Here is a 17,120-nt window from a genome sequence, read left to right as displayed (position 1 = left end):
CTAGAAGACGACGGTCCAGCCCTCCTGGGCCGCCTGCGCCGAGGTGTACGAGACGCCGTGCACCTTCAGGCCGCCCGCGTCCAGGAGGGTGATCTCGCCGCCGTTGTTGGGGAGTTGGGCGCCGCCTCGCAGGGGGACCGGCAGGGTGGCGCCCGCTGCGACGGGGCCCGGCGGTACGGGAGTCGTGTTGCCGACGCGGTCCACCAGGCGCCAGCCCGTCAGGTCCACGGAGTCCGGGGAGGCGTTGAGGAGGGTGACCTGTTCCGGTTCGGGGGCCGGGCCGCGCGGGTTCACCAGCGCTCCGACGATCCTGACCGGCCGCGTGCCGGGCTCCGGGCGGGTGCCGTCCGTGTCCTTCAGGGCGTGGCCCGTCACGTCGTCCGTGTGCCATGCCTGGCCCTGGAAGGCGAGGAAGATGGCGACCCAGCGGCCCTTGCCCGCCTCGCCCGTCCCGCCGGGGAAGTGGATCAGGAGACCGCCGTCCTGCCAGACGCCGTCGTCTTTCTGAAACCGTTTGCTGTTGCCCTGGTTCATGTGGATGTCGTGCACGCCGTTGCCCGGCAGGAAGCCGAACACCTTGTCCGCGACGCCGGTTTCGGGGCCCCAGCGTTCACCGAAGACGTGCAGGCGGGCGCCCTCGGTCTCCACCGCCCGGCGGACGTAGTGGTCCAAGAGGTCGGCCAGGTCGTTGTCCGGGCCGCTCACTTCGGGCGGCAGTGTCTTCATCGTCGCCGGGTCGAACAGGTTGCCCCGGATGAAGTCCAGGTTCGGGCCGCCCGGGCCCGCCGGGAGCTTGTTCCAGCCGCCGGTCAGGCCCGTCAGACGGGTCGTCACCGGGTGCTGGAAATCGTCGTCCACCAGGTACAGCAGCTCCGAAGGGCGTTCCTGGGAAAGGACGTTGACGGAGATCCGGTAGTGGGTGCCGGACTCGTCCGCCGCGTGGATCTGGTAGTGCGGGCTGTCCGAGGCGCCCTCCCTGCGGGTGTCCACCGCTCGGGCGATCAGGACTCCGTACGTCTTCAACGGCATGAGTGATCAACTCCCCCTGAGGGCGGGCGGATTGCCCGTCTCTGCGGTGATGGTAGAGGTATGTCGGGCATGATCACCGGCTTACCGGGCCGCCGTTCACCCCTACGATCGGCCCGTGGTCACCTTCTCGCTCGAACGTACGGTCCCCCTTCCGCCGGAGGAGGCGTGGAGCCGGCTCACCGAGTGGCGCCGCCATGGCGGCGTCGTCCCCCTCACCCGTGTCACCGTCCTGACGCCGGCGCCCACCGGGGAGGGCACGGTCTTCGTCGCCCGCACCGGCCTCGGGCCCCTCTCCTTCGACGACCGCATGGAGGTGACGGTCTGGCAGCCGCCCTCCGCCGACGGCGCTGCCGGCCTGTGCCGCCTGGAGAAACAGGGGCGGGTGGTGCTGGGGTGGGCCGAGATCGAGGTACGGCTCGGGCCCGGCGGGCGGGCGCGGGTGGTGTGGCGGGAGGAGTTGCGTATGCGGTTTCTGCCGGGTTTCTGCGATCCCGCGGTGCGGGTGGGGGCTCGGGTGGTGTTCGGGCGGGCGGTCAATCGGTTGTTGCGGGGGGTGTGACCACGCGGCTGGCTCTCGCGTTTCTGCCGGACGAGGCGGAAGTCGGGGAGCTGGTGCGGGAGGTGTTCGCCGGGTGGGGTGCGGTGTTCCGTCCTGCGCTAGATTGCCCGCCATGCCCGAACTCGGTCCCGTCGACTGGCCGCCCCCGCCCATCCGTACGGAACGTCTCCTCCTGCGCGAGTCCGAGGCGCGGGACCGTCCGGCGTTCGTCGATCTCTTCTCCTCGGCGGAGGTCCGTACGTACCTCGGTGGCCCCCGTCCTCGCGACGAACTCGAACGCACGGCTCCCGACGTCCCTGGCCGGCGCGCCGGTTTCTTCGTGGTCGAGCTTGCCGGGGCGATGACCGGCATGGTCACGTTGGACCGCCGTGATCCCGAACGGCCCGGGCATGTCCTTCCCGATGCCGGCGAGGCCGAACTCGGGTACATGTTCCTGCCGTCGGCGTGGGGGCGGGGGTATGCGACGGAGGCTTGCCGGGCGGCGCTGGCCTGGTTCGCCGTGACGCTCCCCGGCGAGCCGGTGGTCCTCTGCACGCAGACGGCCAACGCGGCGTCGGTCCGTCTCGCCGCGAAGCTGGGGTTCACGGAGGTGGAGAGGTTCGAGGAGTTCGGGGCGGAGCAGTGGTTCGGGGTGTGGCGTTCGCCGTCGGGGTGAGGCGAGGGGCGAGCGCGAACACCCCCCACCGGCCCGGCAGCCGGCCTACGACGCGTCTTTCACCACCCCCAACTGCCGTGCCAGCCACGTCGGAACACCCCCCAGCAGCTGGAACAGCCTCCTCGCCTCCTCCCTCAGCCGCGAAGCCTCCGGCTCGGCCTCCGCGTCCGCGAGCGACGCCAGCGCCGGAGCCGTCCCCACCAGGTACCCCAACTCCTCCCGCAACCGCAGCGACTCGGCGAACCCGTGCCGCGCCTCGCTCAACTCCCCGTCCCGCAGGGCCAGTCCCGCGAGATGCCGCCAGGTGAACGACAGCAACAGCGAGTCCGACGCCTCGGCGGCAGCGGTATGGGCCCGCCGATAAGCGGCCCGCGCGGCCTGAGGCGAACTCGCCAGGTTCTCGGCAAGCAGCCCCCGACGGAAGTCGAGCAGGGCCCGCTGCGAAACCCCCGGAGGGAGCAGTGCGGCGGCGCGCCCGAGCGCGGCCCGCGCCTCGTCGGTCCGGTCCCGCACCCCGTGCAGAGTGGACGCGTACGCCAAGTACCCGCGTTCACAAGCGGCGGCACCCCGCTCGGAGTCGGAGTGGGCCAGCGCCTCGGCCCCCCGCAACGCGTCCTCCGCGTCGGCCCACCCCTGCTCCGTGTACAGGCACCGTTCCACGAGCAGCGAGGCCCGTTGCAGGGAACCCGCCGCGGTGTCGGCCGGCAGCAGGGCCACCGCGTCGACCCAGCACGCGCGTGACCGCAGCCGCCATACCGCGGTCTGGAGGGGATCGTCACCAGGGGTCGTTCCGTAACCAGACATGGCGGTGTGCGCCACGTTGCCCTCCCCGAGCACGCCTTTGAGCTGTGAGTGGTGGCCGCATCTCAGCACGGATCGTGTCACGGGGCCAAGGGGGTGGGTGAAGGATTTCACAAAGTCGGGGGAAACCGGTCCGCCGGGGTTTCACCAGCGGACGGCCACGGGTAGGCACTGCCAACTCACCGGAAGCACACGCCACTTGACCCCGCCGGACCCTCAACTCATCCTGAGCGCCAGGAAGAAGTCCAGCTTGTCCTCCAGCTTCGACAGGTCCCGCCCCGTCAACTGCTCGATGCGGCCGACGCGGTAGCGCAACGTGTTGACGTGCAGGTGGAGCCGGGACGCGCATCGCGTCCAGGAGCCGTCGCAGTCGAGGAACGCCTCCAGCGTCGGGATCAGCTCGGCGCGGTGGCGCCGGTCGTACTCGCGCAGCGGGTCGAGCAGGCGCGCGGTGAACGCCCGCCGCACGTCGTCCGGCACGAAGGGCAGGAGCAGGACGTGGGACGCCAGCTCCTGGTGCCCGGCCGCCGACACCGGCCCCGGCCGCGCCGCCGCGACCCTGCGCGCGTGCCGCGCCTCCTCCAGCGCCCCGCGCAGCCCCTCCGCCGAGTGCACGGCCGCGCTGACGCCCAGCGTGAGCCGCCCGTCCCCGTCGAGCCCGGCGGCGAGGGGTTCCCGTACCGCGTCCAGGAGCACGTCCGCGAGGACGCCCGCCTCGGAGCCGTCGTGCTCGGAGACGACCGACGGCAGCGGAACCAGCGCGACGGCCTCCTCGCCGGTGTGCGCGACGGCGATCCGCTCGGCGGGCTCGGCCCCCGTCACGAACCTCCCGCCGAGGATCTCCTCCAGCAGAGCCTGCGCGACGGCACCACCGCCGGTGTCACCGTCGCCCCACTCGCCGCGCCCGGCGCCGGGCTCCCGCTCGCCCCGGACACCCCCGGCCCCGCCGTCCGCCACCCGGTCACCACGGACGGCGCCTGAACCACGTACCGGTCCGGAATCCCGTACCGGATCCGGACCCGAAGCCGCGCCCGGCTCCGTCCACTCCACCCGGGCCACCACCACCTGCCAGTGCGGGGCCGCCGCCACCCCCGGCAGCAGGACCGGTGCCGCCACCCTCAGGCGCGCGGCGATCTCCGGGGGTGCGGCGCCCGTCTGGATCAGGTCCAGGAGTTCCTGGGCGAGCCGGCGGCGTACCGTGCGGGCCGCGTCGCGGCGGTCGCGTTCGACGGCTATCAGCTGGGTGACGCCGTGCAGGAGGTCCATCCGCTCGTCGGGCCACTCCCCGGCGTCCGCCTCGACGGCGAGCAGCCAGTCGGAGAGGGCGGTCTCGCGGATGTCCCGGGGAGCCCGCGCGCCGCCCCGGACGGGGAACAGGGAGTACGTCGCGCCGCCGGCCAGGACCCGCTGGGGGCCGCGCCGGCCGGTCCGCGCCGCCGCGAGGTGCTCGGCGGCCAGCCGGGTACGGATCTCGGCGGGCAGCGGCAGCCCCTTCGAACCGGCGACGAGCCGCCCCGTGGACGACAGGACCCAGGCGCGCAGGTCCAGGTCGGAGCCGAGGAGGTCGAGGACGACGTCCGGGCCGCCGCCCGCCGGGCCGGACGTCATCATGCGGCGGTGCCGGTCCACGACCGCCGCCAGGTCCCCGGCGCGCTCGCCGGAGACCTGCCGGACGACGTGCTCGGTGACCGTCGCGAACGACACCGACTCGTCGACCCGCAGCAGCGGCAGCCGGTGCTGCGCGCAGGCCACGACCAGGTCCTCGGGGACCTCCCCGAACTCGGCGGTCCCGGCCGCGAGCGCCACGACCCCGGCCTGCACGAGGACCCGGACGAACGGCTCGGAGTCCGCCGCGTCCCGCCGCCACGCGAGCCCCGACAGGACCAGCTCACCGCCCGTGAGGTAGCGGCTCGGGTCACGCAGGTCGGTCGTCATCACCCCGCGGACCGTACGGTCCAGTTCGTCCCCGCCGCCGAGCAGCCTGAGGCCCAGCGCGTCGGTGTCCAGCAGTGCGCGCAGCCGCATGGTTCGTCGCCGCCGTTTCCGTGTCTCGAAATCTACGATGGAGGTCGGGAATCGCTTCCCGTGTTTCCCCGTGTTTCCGTGGGAAGACAGGGAGGTTTCCGAGGCTCTCTCTTCATATGAATCTACAAGATGACCTTCCCGACCAGCCAACTCCTTCGGAGATTCGGTGACTGACCCGGTCGGCTCAGTGGCTTGTGTACTGGCGGTGATCCCCGTGAACAAGAGATGAACACGACAGGATCCGGACGACGTAGGAGAGAGCCGGTCATGGACTTCCTTCGCCCCGCCAGCTGGGAGGAGGCGCTCGCCGCGAAGGCGGAGCACCCCACCGCTGTGCCGATCGCGGGCGGCACCGACGTGATGGTCGAGATCAACTTCGACCACCGCCGCCCCGGGCACCTGCTCGACCTGAACCGGATCGGGGAGCTGTACGAGTGGGAGGTGGGCGAGGACTCCGTACGGCTCGGCGCCTCCGTCCCCTACACGCGGATCATGGAGAACCTGCGCGACGAGCTGCCGGGGCTCGCGCTCGCCTCGCACACCGTCGCCTCCCCGCAGATCCGCAACCGGGGCGGCGTCGGCGGCAACCTCGGCACCGCCTCCCCGGCCGGAGACGCCCACCCCGCGCTCCTCGCGGCCGGCGCCGAGGTCGAGGCCGAGTCGGTGCGCGGCAGCCGCCGTATCCCGATCGACGACTTCTACACCGGCGTCAAGCGCAACGCGCTCGCCCCCGACGAGCTGATCCGCGCCGTGCACGTGAAGAAGGCGGACGGGCCGCAGCAGTACGCCAAGGTCGGCACCCGCAACGCGATGGTGATCGCGGTCTGCGCCTTCGGGCTCGCGCTGCACCCCGGGACGCGGACCGTCCGCACCGGGATCGGGTCGGCGGCGCCGACGCCGGTGCGGGCTCGTACGGCCGAGGAGTTCCTGAGCGCCGCGCTTGCCGAGAACGGTTTCTGGGACAACGGCAGGATCGTCACCCCGTCGATCGCCAAGGAGTTCGCGAACCTCTGCGCCGCCGCCTGCAACCCCATCGACGACGTACGCGGCACCGCGAGCTACCGCCGCCACGCGGTCGGCATCCTCGCCCGCCGCACACTCACCTGGACCTGGGAGTCGTACCGGGCCTCGCTGCGGAAGGGGGGCGTCGCGTAATGCGCGTCAACTTCACTGTCAACGGACGGCCGCGCGAGGCCGACGACGTCTGGGAGGGCGAGTCCCTCCTCTACGTCCTGCGCGAGCGGCTCGGGCTGCCGGGCTCCAAGAACGCCTGCGAGCAAGGCGAATGCGGGTCCTGCACGGTCCGGCTGGACGGAATTCCCGTCTGCTCGTGCCTGGTCGCCGCCGGGCAGGCCGAGGGCCGGGAGGTCGTCACGGTCGAGGGCCTCGCCGCCGAGGAGGGCCAACTCGCCCCCATCCAGCAGGCGTTCATCGACGCCGGGGCCGTCCAGTGCGGATTCTGCACGCCGGGACTGCTCGTCGCCGCCGACGAGATGCTCCAGCACAACCCGAGCCCCTCCGACGCCGACATCCGCGAAGCCCTCTCCGGCAACCTCTGCCGCTGCACGGGCTACGAGAAGATCATGGACGCCGTACGCCTCGCGGCGGCCCGGCAGGGAGAGTGACCATGCCTCGTACGACTCCCGTCGGACTCACCCAAGGTGCCGCTGTCCGGGGCGGCATCGGCGAGTCGACCCTCCGGCCCGACGGCACCCTCAAGGTCACCGGGGAGTTCGCCTACTCCTCCGACATGTGGCACGAGGACATGCTGTGGGGGCAGATCCTGCGGTCGCCGGTGGCGCATGCGGAGATCGTCTCCATCGATGTGGCCGAGGCGCTCGCAACTCCGGGCGTGTACGCCGTCCTCACCTACGACGACCTCCCGACCGACGTCCGGCACTACGGACTTGAGGTCCAGGACACCCCGGTCCTCGCGCACGGCAAGGTCCGCCACCACGGTGAACCCGTCGCCCTCGTCGCCGCCGACCACCCCGAGACCGCGCGCCGCGCCGCCGCGAAGATCCAGGTCGAGTACCGCGAACTCCCCGTCGTCACCGACGAGTTGTCCGCCACCGCGCCGGACGCCCCGCTGGTCCACGAGAACCGTACGGACCATCACTTCGGGCACGTGTCGCACCCGAACGTCCTGCACCGGCAGCCGATCATCCGGGGCGACGTCACGGAAGCGGCCCGGCACGCCGATGTCATCGTCACCGGCGAGTACGTCTTCGGCATGCAGGACCAGGCGTTCCTCGGCCCCGAGTCCGGGCTCGCCGTGCCGGAAGAGGACGGCGGCGTCCACCTCTACATCGCCACCCAGTGGCTCCACTCCGACCTGCGCCAGATGGCTCCCGTCCTCGGGCTGCCCGAGGACAAGGTGCGGATGACCCTCGCGGGCGTCGGCGGCGCGTTCGGCGGGCGGGAGGACCTGTCGATGCAGATCCACGCCTGTCTGCTCGCGCTGCGGACCGGCAAGCCCGTGAAGATGGTCTACAACCGGTTCGAGTCCTTCTTCGGACACGTCCACCGGCATCCCGCGCGGCTGTTCTACGAACACGGCGCGACCCGTGACGGCAAGCTCACGCACGTCAAGTGCCGCATCGTCCTCGACGGCGGCGCGTACGCCTCCGCGAGCCCCGCCGTCGTCGGCAACGCGGCGTCCCTCGGGGTCGGGCCGTACGTCGTCGAGGACGTCGAGATCGAGGCGCTCGCGCTGTACACCAACAACCCGCCGTGCGGGGCGATGCGCGGGTTCGGGGCGGTCCAGGCGTGCTTCGCCTACGAGGCCCAGATGGACAAGGTTGCTGCTCGACTCGGCCTGGATCCCGTGGAGTTCAGGCAGATCAACGCGATGGAACAAGGCACGCTGCTGCCCACCGGACAGCGCGTCGACTCGCCCGCGCCGGTCGCCGAACTCCTGCGGCGCGTCAAGGCGATGCCCATGCCGCCGGAGCGGCAGTGGGAGAGCAGCGAGGGGGTCGACGTACGGCAGTTGCCGGGCGGGCTGTCCAACACGACGCACGGCGAAGGCGTCGTGCGCGGGGTCGGGTACGCCGTCGGCATCAAGAACGTCGGCTTCTCGGAAGGGTTCGACGACTACTCGACCGCCCGTGTCCGGCTGGAGGTTGTCGGGGGTGAGGCCGTCGCCGTCGTGCACACCGCGATGGCCGAGGTCGGGCAGGGCGGGGTGACCGTCCACGCGCAGATCGCCCGGACCGAGCTGGGCGTCTCGCAGGTGACCATCCATCCCGCCGACACCCAGGTGGGCAGCGCCGGTTCGACGTCCGCGTCCCGGCAGACGTACGTCACCGGTGGGGCCGTCAAGAACGCCTGTGAGCTGGTGCGGGAACGGGTGCTGGAGATCGGGCGGCGCAGGTTCGGTACGTATCACCCGGCTTGGGCTCACGCCGAGTTGCTGCTTGAGGGCGGGAAGGTCGTCACCGACGCGGGGGAGGTGCTGGCGGATCTCGTGGACCTTCTGGGTGACGAGTCCGTCGAGGTCGAGCGTGAGTGGCGGCACCGGCCCACCGAACCCTTCGATCTCCGCACGGGGCAGGGGAACGGGCACGTCCAGTACACCTTCGCCGCGCATCGGGCCGTCGTCGAGGTCGATACGGAGCTGGGGCTCGTCAAGGTGATCGAGCTGGCGTGCGCGCAGGACGTGGGGAAGGCGCTGAATCCGCTGTCCGTCGTCGGGCAGATCCAGGGGGGTACGGCTCAGGGGCTCGGGATCGCCGTCATGGAGGAGATCGTCGTCGATCCGAAGACGGCGAAGGTGCGCAACCCCTCCTTCACGGACTACCTCATCCCGACCATCCTCGACACCCCCACGATTCCGGTCGACGTCCTCGAACTCGCCGACGAGCACGCGCCGTACGGGCTGCGGGGTGTCGGTGAGGCGCCGACCCTGTCCTCGACTCCGGCCGTTCTGGCGGCCGTTCGTGCGGCCACGGGGCTTGAGCTGAACCGGACGCCGGTTCGTCCCGAGCACCTCACCGGGACGGCGTGAGGAGGCTTGCGATGCTGGATATCGCCGAGGAGCTGAGCCGGTGGGCGGCGGAGGGGCGGGAGTTCGCGGTGGCCTCGGTGGTCGCCGTGAGCGGGAGCGCGCCCCGGCTGCCGGGCGCCGCGCTGGCCGTCGACGCGGACGGGGTGGCGGTGGGGTCGGTGTCCGGGGGGTGCGTGGAGGGGGCCGTGTACGAGCTGTGCCGGCAGGCGTTGGCGGACGGGGTCGCCGTGGTGGAGCGGTTCGGCTACAGCGATGACGACGCGTTCGCCGTGGGGCTGACCTGCGGGGGTGTCATCGATGTGCTGGTGACGCCGGTCCGGGGGGCGGCGGTCGCCGCGGTCCGGGGGGTCGCCGCGGGGGAGAGCCTGGCGTTGGCCCGGGTGGTGCGGGGGCCGTCGGAGGCGCTGGGACGCGCCCTGCTCGTGCGCGGGGACGGTTCCTACGAGGGGTCGCTCGGCGTTCCCGCCGGGTTCGAGGCCGACCGTACGGCTGTCGCGGAGGTGCGGGCGTTCCTCGACGCGGGGCGTACCGGGACCGTGGAGGTGTCGCGCTGCGGGGTGCCGGTGACGCTGCTCGTCGAGTCGTCCGTGGCAGCGCCCCGGATGATCGTGTTCGGGGCGATCGACTTCGCGTCGGCGCTCGTGCGGATCGGGAAGTTCCTCGGGTACCACGTGACCGTGTGCGACGCGCGGCCCGTCTTCACGACGCGGGCGCGGTTCCCCGAGGCCGACGAGGTGGTCGTGGAGTGGCCCCACCAGTACCTCGCCCGCACCGAGGTGGACGCCCGTACGGTCCTGTGCGTCCTGACCCACGACGCGAAATTCGACGTCCCGCTGCTGCGGCTCGCCCTGCGGCTGCCTGTCGCGTACGTAGGCGCGATGGGCTCCCGCAGGACGCACCTGGACCGCCTGGCCCGCCTCCGCGAGGAGGGGGTGACGGACCTGGAGCTGACCCGGCTGCACTCGCCGATCGGGCTGGACCTGGGGGCGCGTACGCCTGAGGAGACGGCGCTGTCGATCGCGGCGGAGATCACGGCGAGCCGGAGGGGCGGCAGCGGGGTGCCGCTGACCGGTGCGCATACGCCGATCCACCATGAGGGGGGTGGAGGGAAGAGGCTGGGGGCGGTGGCCTGAGGGGACTCGGCCGGTCCGGTTCATGGGCGCGACCAGCCACACACGGCCCGCGCCCGGCAGATCACCCGAAGTGCTCCCCCACCAACACCCTCACCGTCTCCAGGTCCCCTCCCACCAACGCCTCCACCAACCGCACATGATCCGCCGCGTCCGCCGACAGATCCCCGCCACCCTGCTGTGTCCTCCTGTGCAAGTCCTCCGCGAGCCGCACCAGTTGGCCGTTCCCCGAGAAGCCCAGCAGCGCCCCGTGGAACGCCCTGTCCGCCTCCGCGTAAGTGGCCCGGCATCCCGACCTCGCCGCCCGCACGCTCGCCTCCGCCAACGGGCCCAGCTCCGCCCAGCGTTCGCACGGAACCGTCCGGGCCAGCCGGAGTATCACCGGCACCTCTATCAAGCCCCGTATCTCCGCCAGTTCCGCCAACTCCCGCGCACCGCGCTCCACCACCCGGAAGCCACGGTTGGGAACGACCTCGACGGCGCCCTCCAGGGCGAGTTGCTGCATGGCTTCGCGGACCGGCGTCGCGGAGACGCCGAAGCGGTCGCCGAGGGCGGGGGCGGAGTAGACCTCGCCGGGAAGGAGTTCACCGGTGCCCAGCGCGGAGCGCAGCGCGTCGAGGATCTGCCCCCGCACCGAGGCCCGTTGGACGATCGGCCGGGGACGGGGGATCGGCAGCTCGCTGTGGGTGTGTTCCCCCCGCGCGGCCCCCTGCGAGGGCACGCGTCCGACGGCGGCCTCGCCGGCGTACCCGGCGTCCGCGCGGCCCTCTAAGCGCGTGGCGGGGATCCCGTACGGCTCGTAGGAGCCCGGTGCGGCAGGGGTCACGGGGGTCTCCTCCGGGCTTGTCGGTACTTGGGGCCATTACGACCGGTTGTTACTCGTCCGTCAAGCACCTTAGGCCCAGAGGCTCTCAGTTCAAATCCCAACCATCTTGGGTAAGGTTAGGCTTACCTTCAGAAACTCGTGGATGGATGGCCCGGCATGCCCACTCCCCCGCCCGTCGTGCACGACGCGTACGCCCGCCTGACGGAGGTCTGCCCGAGCGTCACGGTGCGGCACCTCGGGGACGGCGAACCGGCGCCGACGGGCGGCGGCTGGGTCTCGGCGGCGGGCCTGGCCGAGGGAAACGCCGAGCTGGAGCGCTACCTCGCCCGGGACGACACGCAGGTCCTGCGGGACCACGGGAAGAAGGGCCGCCCGGACGTGGTCGCGAGCTTCGGCCTGCACCGCTACTCGTGGCCGGCGTGCCTGCTGTTCACGATCCCCTGGTTCCTGCACCGCCGGGTGCCGCGCTTCCCCGTGACGCATGTCTCGTACGACCGGACGGACGGGATGCGCCTCGCGGTCCGTACGCCGCAGGCGTTCGCGTGTCTGCCGGGCGACCCGGCGGCGGCGCACCCGGGGGCGCGGGTCGTCCCGGACGAGGAGGCGCTGAGGGCGGCGCTGCGCGCGGCGGTCGCCGAGCACCACGAGCCGCTCCTGGCCGGCTTCGGCCCGCGCATGCGCCGCCGGGGCCGGGCACTGTGGGCGACGGTGACGGACGAGATCGTCGAGGGCGTCTGGTACGTCGCCGCGCTGCTGGGCGAGGAGGAGAAGGAACGGGCGCGCCGGGAGCTGGAGTTGCTGCTGCCGGGCTCGACCCGGCCGTACGTCGGGACGGCGGGGTTCCGTGAACTCACCGGCCCCGGCGGGCAGTCGCTGCCGACCAGGGACCGGGCGAGCTGCTGCATGTACTACACGATCGACCCGGACGACCTGTGCGCGACCTGTCCGCGCACCTGCGACACCGAGCGGATCGCCAAGCTCACGGCCGCCGCGGCGAGTTGACGCCCCCTCGGACACCCCCCTCGGTGCGGGGCGCGTCCGGTGCTGTCGTAAGATCATCGCCGAACGGGACGGCCGTACGGTAACAGGGGATTCACAATTTCCTCACGAGCCGCGGGAACTTTCCGTGGAACCATCCGTACGGGTAGTCTTATTCGAACTCAACTCCCGCCGCTCAAGCAGCAGTTCGAGCAGAACGTCGCCGTGGGCATCCCCTTGCACCTCCTTGGCGGCCTCTTGCCCCGAAACCCCCTTGAGGGCCGGTTGGATTGGGTCAATATGGCGGGCGATACGCCCTATCCCAACGCAAGGGACTCCAGATGAGACTGACCGACATATCGCTGAATTGGCTGCTTCCGGGCGCCGTACTGCTCCTGGGCATGCTGGCGGCGATTGCGGTGCTCGCGCGGAGCAAGCGGTCCAGCGGGGAGCACGCGAAGGACGACTCGTGGGAGCGCAGCGAGGAGCGCCGTAGGCGCAAGGAAACCGTTTACGGCATGGCCTCCTACGTCCTGCTGTTCTGCTGCGCCGGCGTCGCCGCGGCGCTCTCCTACCGAGGACTGGTCGGCTTCGGCCGGGAGAACCTCGGACTTTCCAACGGCTGGGAGTACCTCGTCCCGTTCGGCCTCGACGGCGCGGCGATGTTCTGCTCGGTCCTCGCCGTGCGCGAGGCGAGCCACGGAGACGCGGCGCTCGGCTCCCGGATACTGGTATGGCTGTTCGCGGGTGCCGCGGCCTGGTTCAACTGGGTGCACGCGCCCCGGGGTTTCGGCCACGACGGCGCCCCCCAGTTCTTCTCCGGCATGTCCCTCTCCGCCGCCATCCTGTTCGACCGGGCGCTGAAGCAGACCCGCCGGGCCGCGCTGCGCGAGCAGGGCCTCGTGCCCCGTCCGCTGCCGCAGATCCGCGTGGTGCGCTGGATAAGGGCTCCGCGCGAGACGTACAAGGCGTGGTCGCTGATGCTCCTGGAGAACGTCCGCAGCCTGGACGAGGCGGTCGACGAGGTGCGCGACGACAAGGCGCGCAAGGAGGACGCCAAGCGGCTGCGGCGTGAGCAGCAGCGGGTGGAGAAGGCCCAGTTGAAGGCGATAAGCCGGGGTCACCGGGGCTTCCCGGGGCGCGGCGGCCGTCCGATGGACGCGCCCGCCGAGGTCGCCCTGGAGCGGGTCGCGGCCTCTTCGGAGCCTGCTCTAGCCGGCACTCCGGAGCAGCTTCCCGTCCGCCAGCGTCCCTCGCTCTCCCCGGTCCGGCACGGTTCGGAGGCGTCCGCCTCCTCGGCCAAGGTCGACCTGACCGCGGAGGACGACACCATGGCGCTGCCGCGACTGGACTCGCTGGAGCGCAAACTCAAGGATCTGGAGCAGCAGTTCGGCTGATGACGCCGTAAGAAGCACCTCGGGGCGGGGGCGCGACCTGAACAGGGCCGCGCCCCCGCCCCGTTGTCGTCGTTCCGGTGAACCCCGGTGAGCCCCGGTGAACTACGCGGCGTCCGCGTCGAGTTCGAACCAGACCGCCTTGCCGATGCCGTGCGGCCTGACCCCCCAGGCGTCCGCGAGCGCCTGGACCAGCAGCAGGCCCCGGCCGTGGACGCCGTCGTCGGCGTGCGGCGCCTGCGGCTGGGGCAGCCGGTCCACGAAGTCCCGTACCTCCACGTGGAGTCCGTCGGGGCCGACGGTCGCCGTCAGGACCGCGTCGTCGTCGGTGTGGAGCAGTGCGTTGGTGACCAGTTCGCTGGTGAGCAGCTCCGCGATGGCGGAGCGGCCCGGTTTTCCCCAGGTGTGCAGCAGTTCCCGGAGCGCGTGCCGGGCGTCGGGCACCGCGCCCAGATCCGCGTGCTCCAGCCGCCGTCTCAGCTGCGGCTGCCCCGTGTCGATGGAGTCCTCGTCCGTCCGTACCGCCGAGGAGGCCCCGATCACCGTGGGACCGCTCCCTCGTGCTTGCCTTTTCATGACCCCCACCCGCGCGCCGATGTCAGGTTTCCTTCCTGTCGAACACGTTCACGGGGATCCATGCCCCGTGAAACGGGCGGCAGTCATGGCCCGTCGCCGACGCCCGGGTGTTCGGCCATGTTGTCGGCACGGGGTGTCATGTCGACCGCGTCGGCCCTGACCTGCCGACAAAGGCCCCCGGCATATGCTGCTGGCCCGCCGTGAGGTGACCGCGGGGACACCGGGTCCCCCGAGGCCGTGTACGCGAGCGCGAAGGGTGGTACCGCGTGTTCCGCGCGGCCCGGACACCCCGTGGTGACCCTCGTGCGCCGCCCGGTCTACACGCCCCCGGCGTACGAGTCGGTCCCCGCGTCGAGCCCCGGCTCCCGAACCCGTCGTAGCCGGACCGGAGCCCGGGCCGGAGCCTTCCGGCGGGTGACGGGCCGGAAAGCTCGCGGCGGCCCCGTGCCGCGCACGTGAACTTGGCCGGAAACCGACGCGGATCCGGCAGGCGGGGTGGTGCGGGCGGGGGCCCGGTGCTGGTCACGGGCAGGTGAGCGGCGGGTGAACGGGAGACGCGGCCCGGGCGGAACGCCGAGAGCGGGCCACGGAGGGGTCCGGGCCCGGCGTAGGGGGTGGCGCAGAGGGGGGATCGGCGCTCCCGATCCAGTCGTGCGGGGGCCGCCCTCTCCTCCCCCGCGCATGAGGGCGGCCCCGTCCCGGACGGTCAGCGGAGCTTGTTCACCGCCGTGACCGTGGTCTTCTTGAACGCCTTCACCGGCGCGTCCTTGAACGTCCCCAGCTGCCCCCAGTCGACGACGGTGACGGTCCGCCCGTCCCGGCCGACGCCCAGCAGCCGTACGTCGACGGCACCCCACTCGGCGGCCGTGTGCAGGCCGAAGACGTGCGCGCCCTCCTCGACCTTGACGGCGCCGTAGTCCTTGAACTCGGCCCGGACGTCCGGGTACTTCTGCTCGATGCGGGTCGCGCAGGAGCGGATGTCCTTCACGATCCGCTCGTAACGGCCCTTCGCCTGCGCCTCATTGGGCAGCACCACGCTCACCTGCCGGGCGCCCGCGTCGAGATCGGTGCGGAAGGTGCGGTACCAGGTCCCGCCGCCGCTACCCAGGGCCATGCTGAGACACGTGTCCGCCTCGACCTCCTCCGGCACACCCGCGGTGACCGGTCCCGCCGTCCACGCGGAGGAGAGGTACGGCGGCAGGTCGCCGGCCGCGAGGAAGCCCGGCGGGGCCGGGTTCGTGGCGGCGGGTACGGCGGTCGCGGTGACGACCGTCAGACAGACGGCGGAGAGTGCGGTGAGTACGACCGCGTGCAGGCGAGTACGCATGGGTGGCCCCCGTGAGTGTGTACGTGGATGTGAAGGGGTCGCACCCCGGCGTACCGTCGGCGGAACAGGTCGGGTTCCGACCGGGCCGTTCGGTGCGACACCATGAGCATCAGGGGCCACGGGGGAGCACCGCAAGCGGCGATGCCCGTCCGCCGGGGATGGAACCATCCCACCCCTGCTGACGTGCGGATATACGAGTGCCTGGGATGCCGTCCCAGGCCCGACACCACGGGGGTACGGTGACGAGTGGCCGGCATGCGGCGGACTTCGCGGAGCGCCTGCGGGACCTGAAGTCCCGCACGGACCGCAGCTACGGCTCCCTCGCGCGGCGCCTGGGCATGAACACGTCCACGTTGCACCGGTACTGCGCGGGGGAGGCGGTACCGCAGGACTTCGCACCCGTCGAACGGCTCGCGGGGTTCTGCGGGGCGAGCCCGGCCGAGCGCCTCGAACTGCACCGGTTGTGGTTACTGGCGGTGGAAGAACGGCAGGGGCGGCAGGAGCGGGGGCGGAAGGGGGAAGGGGACGCGGGGGGTGGTTCGGGGGCGCTCGATAGCGAGGCGGGGGGCGGGCCGGCAGAGGGTGTGGGCGCAGGCTCGGGCTCGGGCCTCGGGATGAGCGCGGGAGAGGTGCCGGCTGAGGCGGGTTCAGAGGCGGGGGCCGATACCGGGGTTGGGACCGGCCGGGCGGAGGGTGCGGGCCTCGGGGCGGGCGTGGGAGAGGTGCCGGCTGAGGCGGGGGCCGTCGTATCGGGTGCAGGGTCCGAGGCGGGCGTGTCACCCGGGGCCGGGGCGGACGCGCGGCCCGACGCCGGGGGCGGCACCGGCGACGGCGTCGACACCGTCGTACAGGACTCGCCCCCGCCCCGGCCCCGGCGCTGGTACCGGCGTCGTGCGGCCGTGTTCGGCGCCGTCGCCTGTGTCGTCGCGGCGACCGTCGGGACCTTGTCGGCGCTGCCCGACGGGCGGCGGCCCGAGGTTCCCGGGGCCACCGCGCAGGCCGGGGACGATGTGCCGTCGCTCAGTTCGCGGCCGGGGAAGGTGACGCCCCGTCCGAGCGGGAGCGGCTCGCCGTCGCCCTCGGTGTCGCCTTCGGCGAAGGGGGGCGGGCCTTCTGCCGGGGCCGGGGTGTCCGCGTCGCCGTCCGGTTCCGGGGCGCCCCGTGAGAAGCCGTTCGCCGGTACGCCCCTCGCCTGGACCGTCGACTCGCACGTCTGGAACCAGGGCTGCGGCCACTACTACGTCATCGACCAGCCGCCCGCGCAGGTCCCCCCGCCCCCGATGTCCCAGGACGCGCGCGCCTGGGCGACGGCCGAGGGCGGGCTGCACGGCAAGGAGACGATGGTCCGGATCTCCGTGCAGGGCCGCTCGGACACGGCCGTCGTCCTGGAGGCGCTGCGCGTGCGCGTCGTGGGCCGGGGTACGCCCGCCGCCGGGAACGCGTACGCCATGGACCAGGGCTGCGGCGGCTCCCTCACGCCCCGTGAGTTCGCCGTCGACCTCGACAAGGACCGTCCGATCGCCCGCTCCATGCCCGGCAACGACGCGGGCACCGAACTCCCCGCCGTCAGCTTCCCGTACCGCGTCTCCGCGAAGGACCCGGAGATCCTGCTGGTGACGGCTCGTACGACGGGCTGCGACTGCTCCTGGTACCTGGAACTGGACTGGTCGTCGCAGGGCCGCGCCGGCACGGTGCGCGTCGACGACGGTGGCCGTCCCTTCCGTACGACGGCGATCACGGGGCTGCCTCGGTACGTGTACGACACGCAGAACCGGAACTGGCGTCCGTACAGCGAGTGACCTCAAGGGCGC

At 72.3% G+C, this 17,120-nt stretch carries 15 protein-coding genes; 9 read left to right on the top strand and 6 right to left on the bottom strand.

Annotation, left to right across the window (positions count from 1 at the left end):
• The gene (locus tag ACQCO7_RS34005; RefSeq protein ID WP_464075395.1) at positions 1-1,029 is read right to left on the bottom strand and encodes a DUF2278 family protein; all 1,029 of its coding nucleotides are present in this window, start codon (positions 1,027-1,029) and stop codon (positions 1-3) included.
• 115 nt (positions 1,030-1,144) lie between these two features.
• On the opposite strand from ACQCO7_RS34005, the gene ACQCO7_RS34000 reads away from it, so the two are divergent.
• Both ACQCO7_RS34000 and ACQCO7_RS33995 read left to right on the top strand, forming a co-directional pair.
• A complete protein-coding gene (locus tag ACQCO7_RS34000) occupies positions 1,145-1,588 on the top strand; it encodes an SRPBCC family protein (protein WP_464075394.1) in 444 nt (147 codons plus the stop codon).
• A 112-nt stretch (positions 1,589-1,700) separates the two neighbouring features.
• Positions 1,701-2,243 (top strand): GNAT family N-acetyltransferase, encoded by a 543-nt coding sequence (locus ACQCO7_RS33995; protein ID WP_464075393.1) that lies wholly within the window; start codon positions 1,701-1,703, stop codon positions 2,241-2,243.
• A 45-nt stretch (positions 2,244-2,288) separates the two neighbouring features.
• On the opposite strand, the gene ACQCO7_RS33990 is transcribed toward ACQCO7_RS33995, so the two are convergent.
• Both ACQCO7_RS33990 and ACQCO7_RS33985 read right to left on the bottom strand, forming a co-directional pair.
• Positions 2,289-3,062 carry a hypothetical protein gene (locus ACQCO7_RS33990; protein WP_464075392.1) on the bottom strand — a complete coding sequence of 258 codons (774 nt, stop codon included), beginning with the start codon at positions 3,060-3,062 and terminating at the stop codon, positions 2,289-2,291.
• 198 nt (positions 3,063-3,260) lie between these two features.
• Positions 3,261-5,069, bottom strand: a complete 1,809-nt coding sequence (locus tag ACQCO7_RS33985; protein ID WP_464075391.1) for a PucR family transcriptional regulator — start codon at positions 5,067-5,069, stop codon at positions 3,261-3,263.
• Positions 5,070-5,336: 267 nt separating this feature from the next.
• Between ACQCO7_RS33985 and ACQCO7_RS33980 the strand changes: the two genes are divergently transcribed.
• Genes ACQCO7_RS33980 through ACQCO7_RS33965 form a run of 4 tightly spaced genes read left to right on the top strand, consistent with a single transcriptional unit; the run spans position 5,337 to position 10,211 of the window.
• On the top strand, positions 5,337-6,224 hold the full coding sequence (locus tag ACQCO7_RS33980; RefSeq protein ID WP_464075390.1) for an FAD binding domain-containing protein: 888 nt from the start codon (positions 5,337-5,339) through the stop codon (positions 6,222-6,224).
• A complete protein-coding gene (locus ACQCO7_RS33975) occupies positions 6,224-6,694 on the top strand; it encodes a (2Fe-2S)-binding protein (protein ID WP_464075389.1) in 471 nt (156 codons plus the stop codon). Before ACQCO7_RS33980 ends, ACQCO7_RS33975 begins: the two co-directional genes overlap by 1 nt.
• A 2-nt stretch (positions 6,695-6,696) precedes the next feature.
• Positions 6,697-9,078 carry a xanthine dehydrogenase family protein molybdopterin-binding subunit gene (locus ACQCO7_RS33970; protein ID WP_464075388.1) on the top strand — a complete coding sequence of 794 codons (2,382 nt, stop codon included), beginning with the start codon at positions 6,697-6,699 and terminating at the stop codon, positions 9,076-9,078.
• A gap of 11 nt (positions 9,079-9,089) precedes the next feature.
• Positions 9,090-10,211 (top strand): XdhC family protein, encoded by a 1,122-nt coding sequence (locus ACQCO7_RS33965; protein WP_464075387.1) that lies wholly within the window; start codon positions 9,090-9,092, stop codon positions 10,209-10,211.
• A 61-nt stretch (positions 10,212-10,272) separates the two neighbouring features.
• Here the strand turns inward: ACQCO7_RS33965 and ACQCO7_RS33960 are convergent, their stop codons facing one another.
• Entirely contained in the window at positions 10,273-11,034 is a 762-nt protein-coding gene (locus ACQCO7_RS33960; RefSeq protein ID WP_464075386.1) for a GntR family transcriptional regulator, read from the bottom strand.
• A gap of 156 nt (positions 11,035-11,190) precedes the next feature.
• Between ACQCO7_RS33960 and ACQCO7_RS33955 the strand changes: the two genes are divergently transcribed.
• Positions 11,191-12,036 carry a (2Fe-2S)-binding protein gene (locus tag ACQCO7_RS33955; RefSeq protein ID WP_464075385.1) on the top strand — a complete coding sequence of 282 codons (846 nt, stop codon included), beginning with the start codon at positions 11,191-11,193 and terminating at the stop codon, positions 12,034-12,036.
• A gap of 317 nt (positions 12,037-12,353) precedes the next feature.
• Positions 12,354-13,409 (top strand): DUF2637 domain-containing protein, encoded by a 1,056-nt coding sequence (locus ACQCO7_RS33950; RefSeq protein WP_464075384.1) that lies wholly within the window; start codon positions 12,354-12,356, stop codon positions 13,407-13,409.
• 102 nt (positions 13,410-13,511) lie between these two features.
• Here ACQCO7_RS33950 and ACQCO7_RS33945 read toward each other — a convergent pair whose 3' ends face one another.
• On the bottom strand, positions 13,512-13,982 hold the full coding sequence (locus ACQCO7_RS33945; protein WP_464075383.1) for an ATP-binding protein: 471 nt from the start codon (positions 13,980-13,982) through the stop codon (positions 13,512-13,514).
• A 706-nt stretch (positions 13,983-14,688) separates the two neighbouring features.
• Positions 14,689-15,309, bottom strand: a complete 621-nt coding sequence (locus ACQCO7_RS33940; protein WP_464075382.1) for a hypothetical protein — start codon at positions 15,307-15,309, stop codon at positions 14,689-14,691.
• A 206-nt stretch (positions 15,310-15,515) separates the two neighbouring features.
• On the opposite strand from ACQCO7_RS33940, the gene ACQCO7_RS33935 reads away from it, so the two are divergent.
• Positions 15,516-17,108, top strand: a complete 1,593-nt coding sequence (locus tag ACQCO7_RS33935; protein ID WP_464075381.1) for a helix-turn-helix domain-containing protein — start codon at positions 15,516-15,518, stop codon at positions 17,106-17,108.
• The last annotated feature ends 12 nt before the right edge of the window (positions 17,109-17,120 follow it).

Source organism: Streptomyces saintjeani (genome assembly GCF_055409605.1).
The sequence above is the reverse complement of the archived record's forward strand: the minus strand, read 5'-3'. Positions and strand labels throughout refer to the sequence as shown.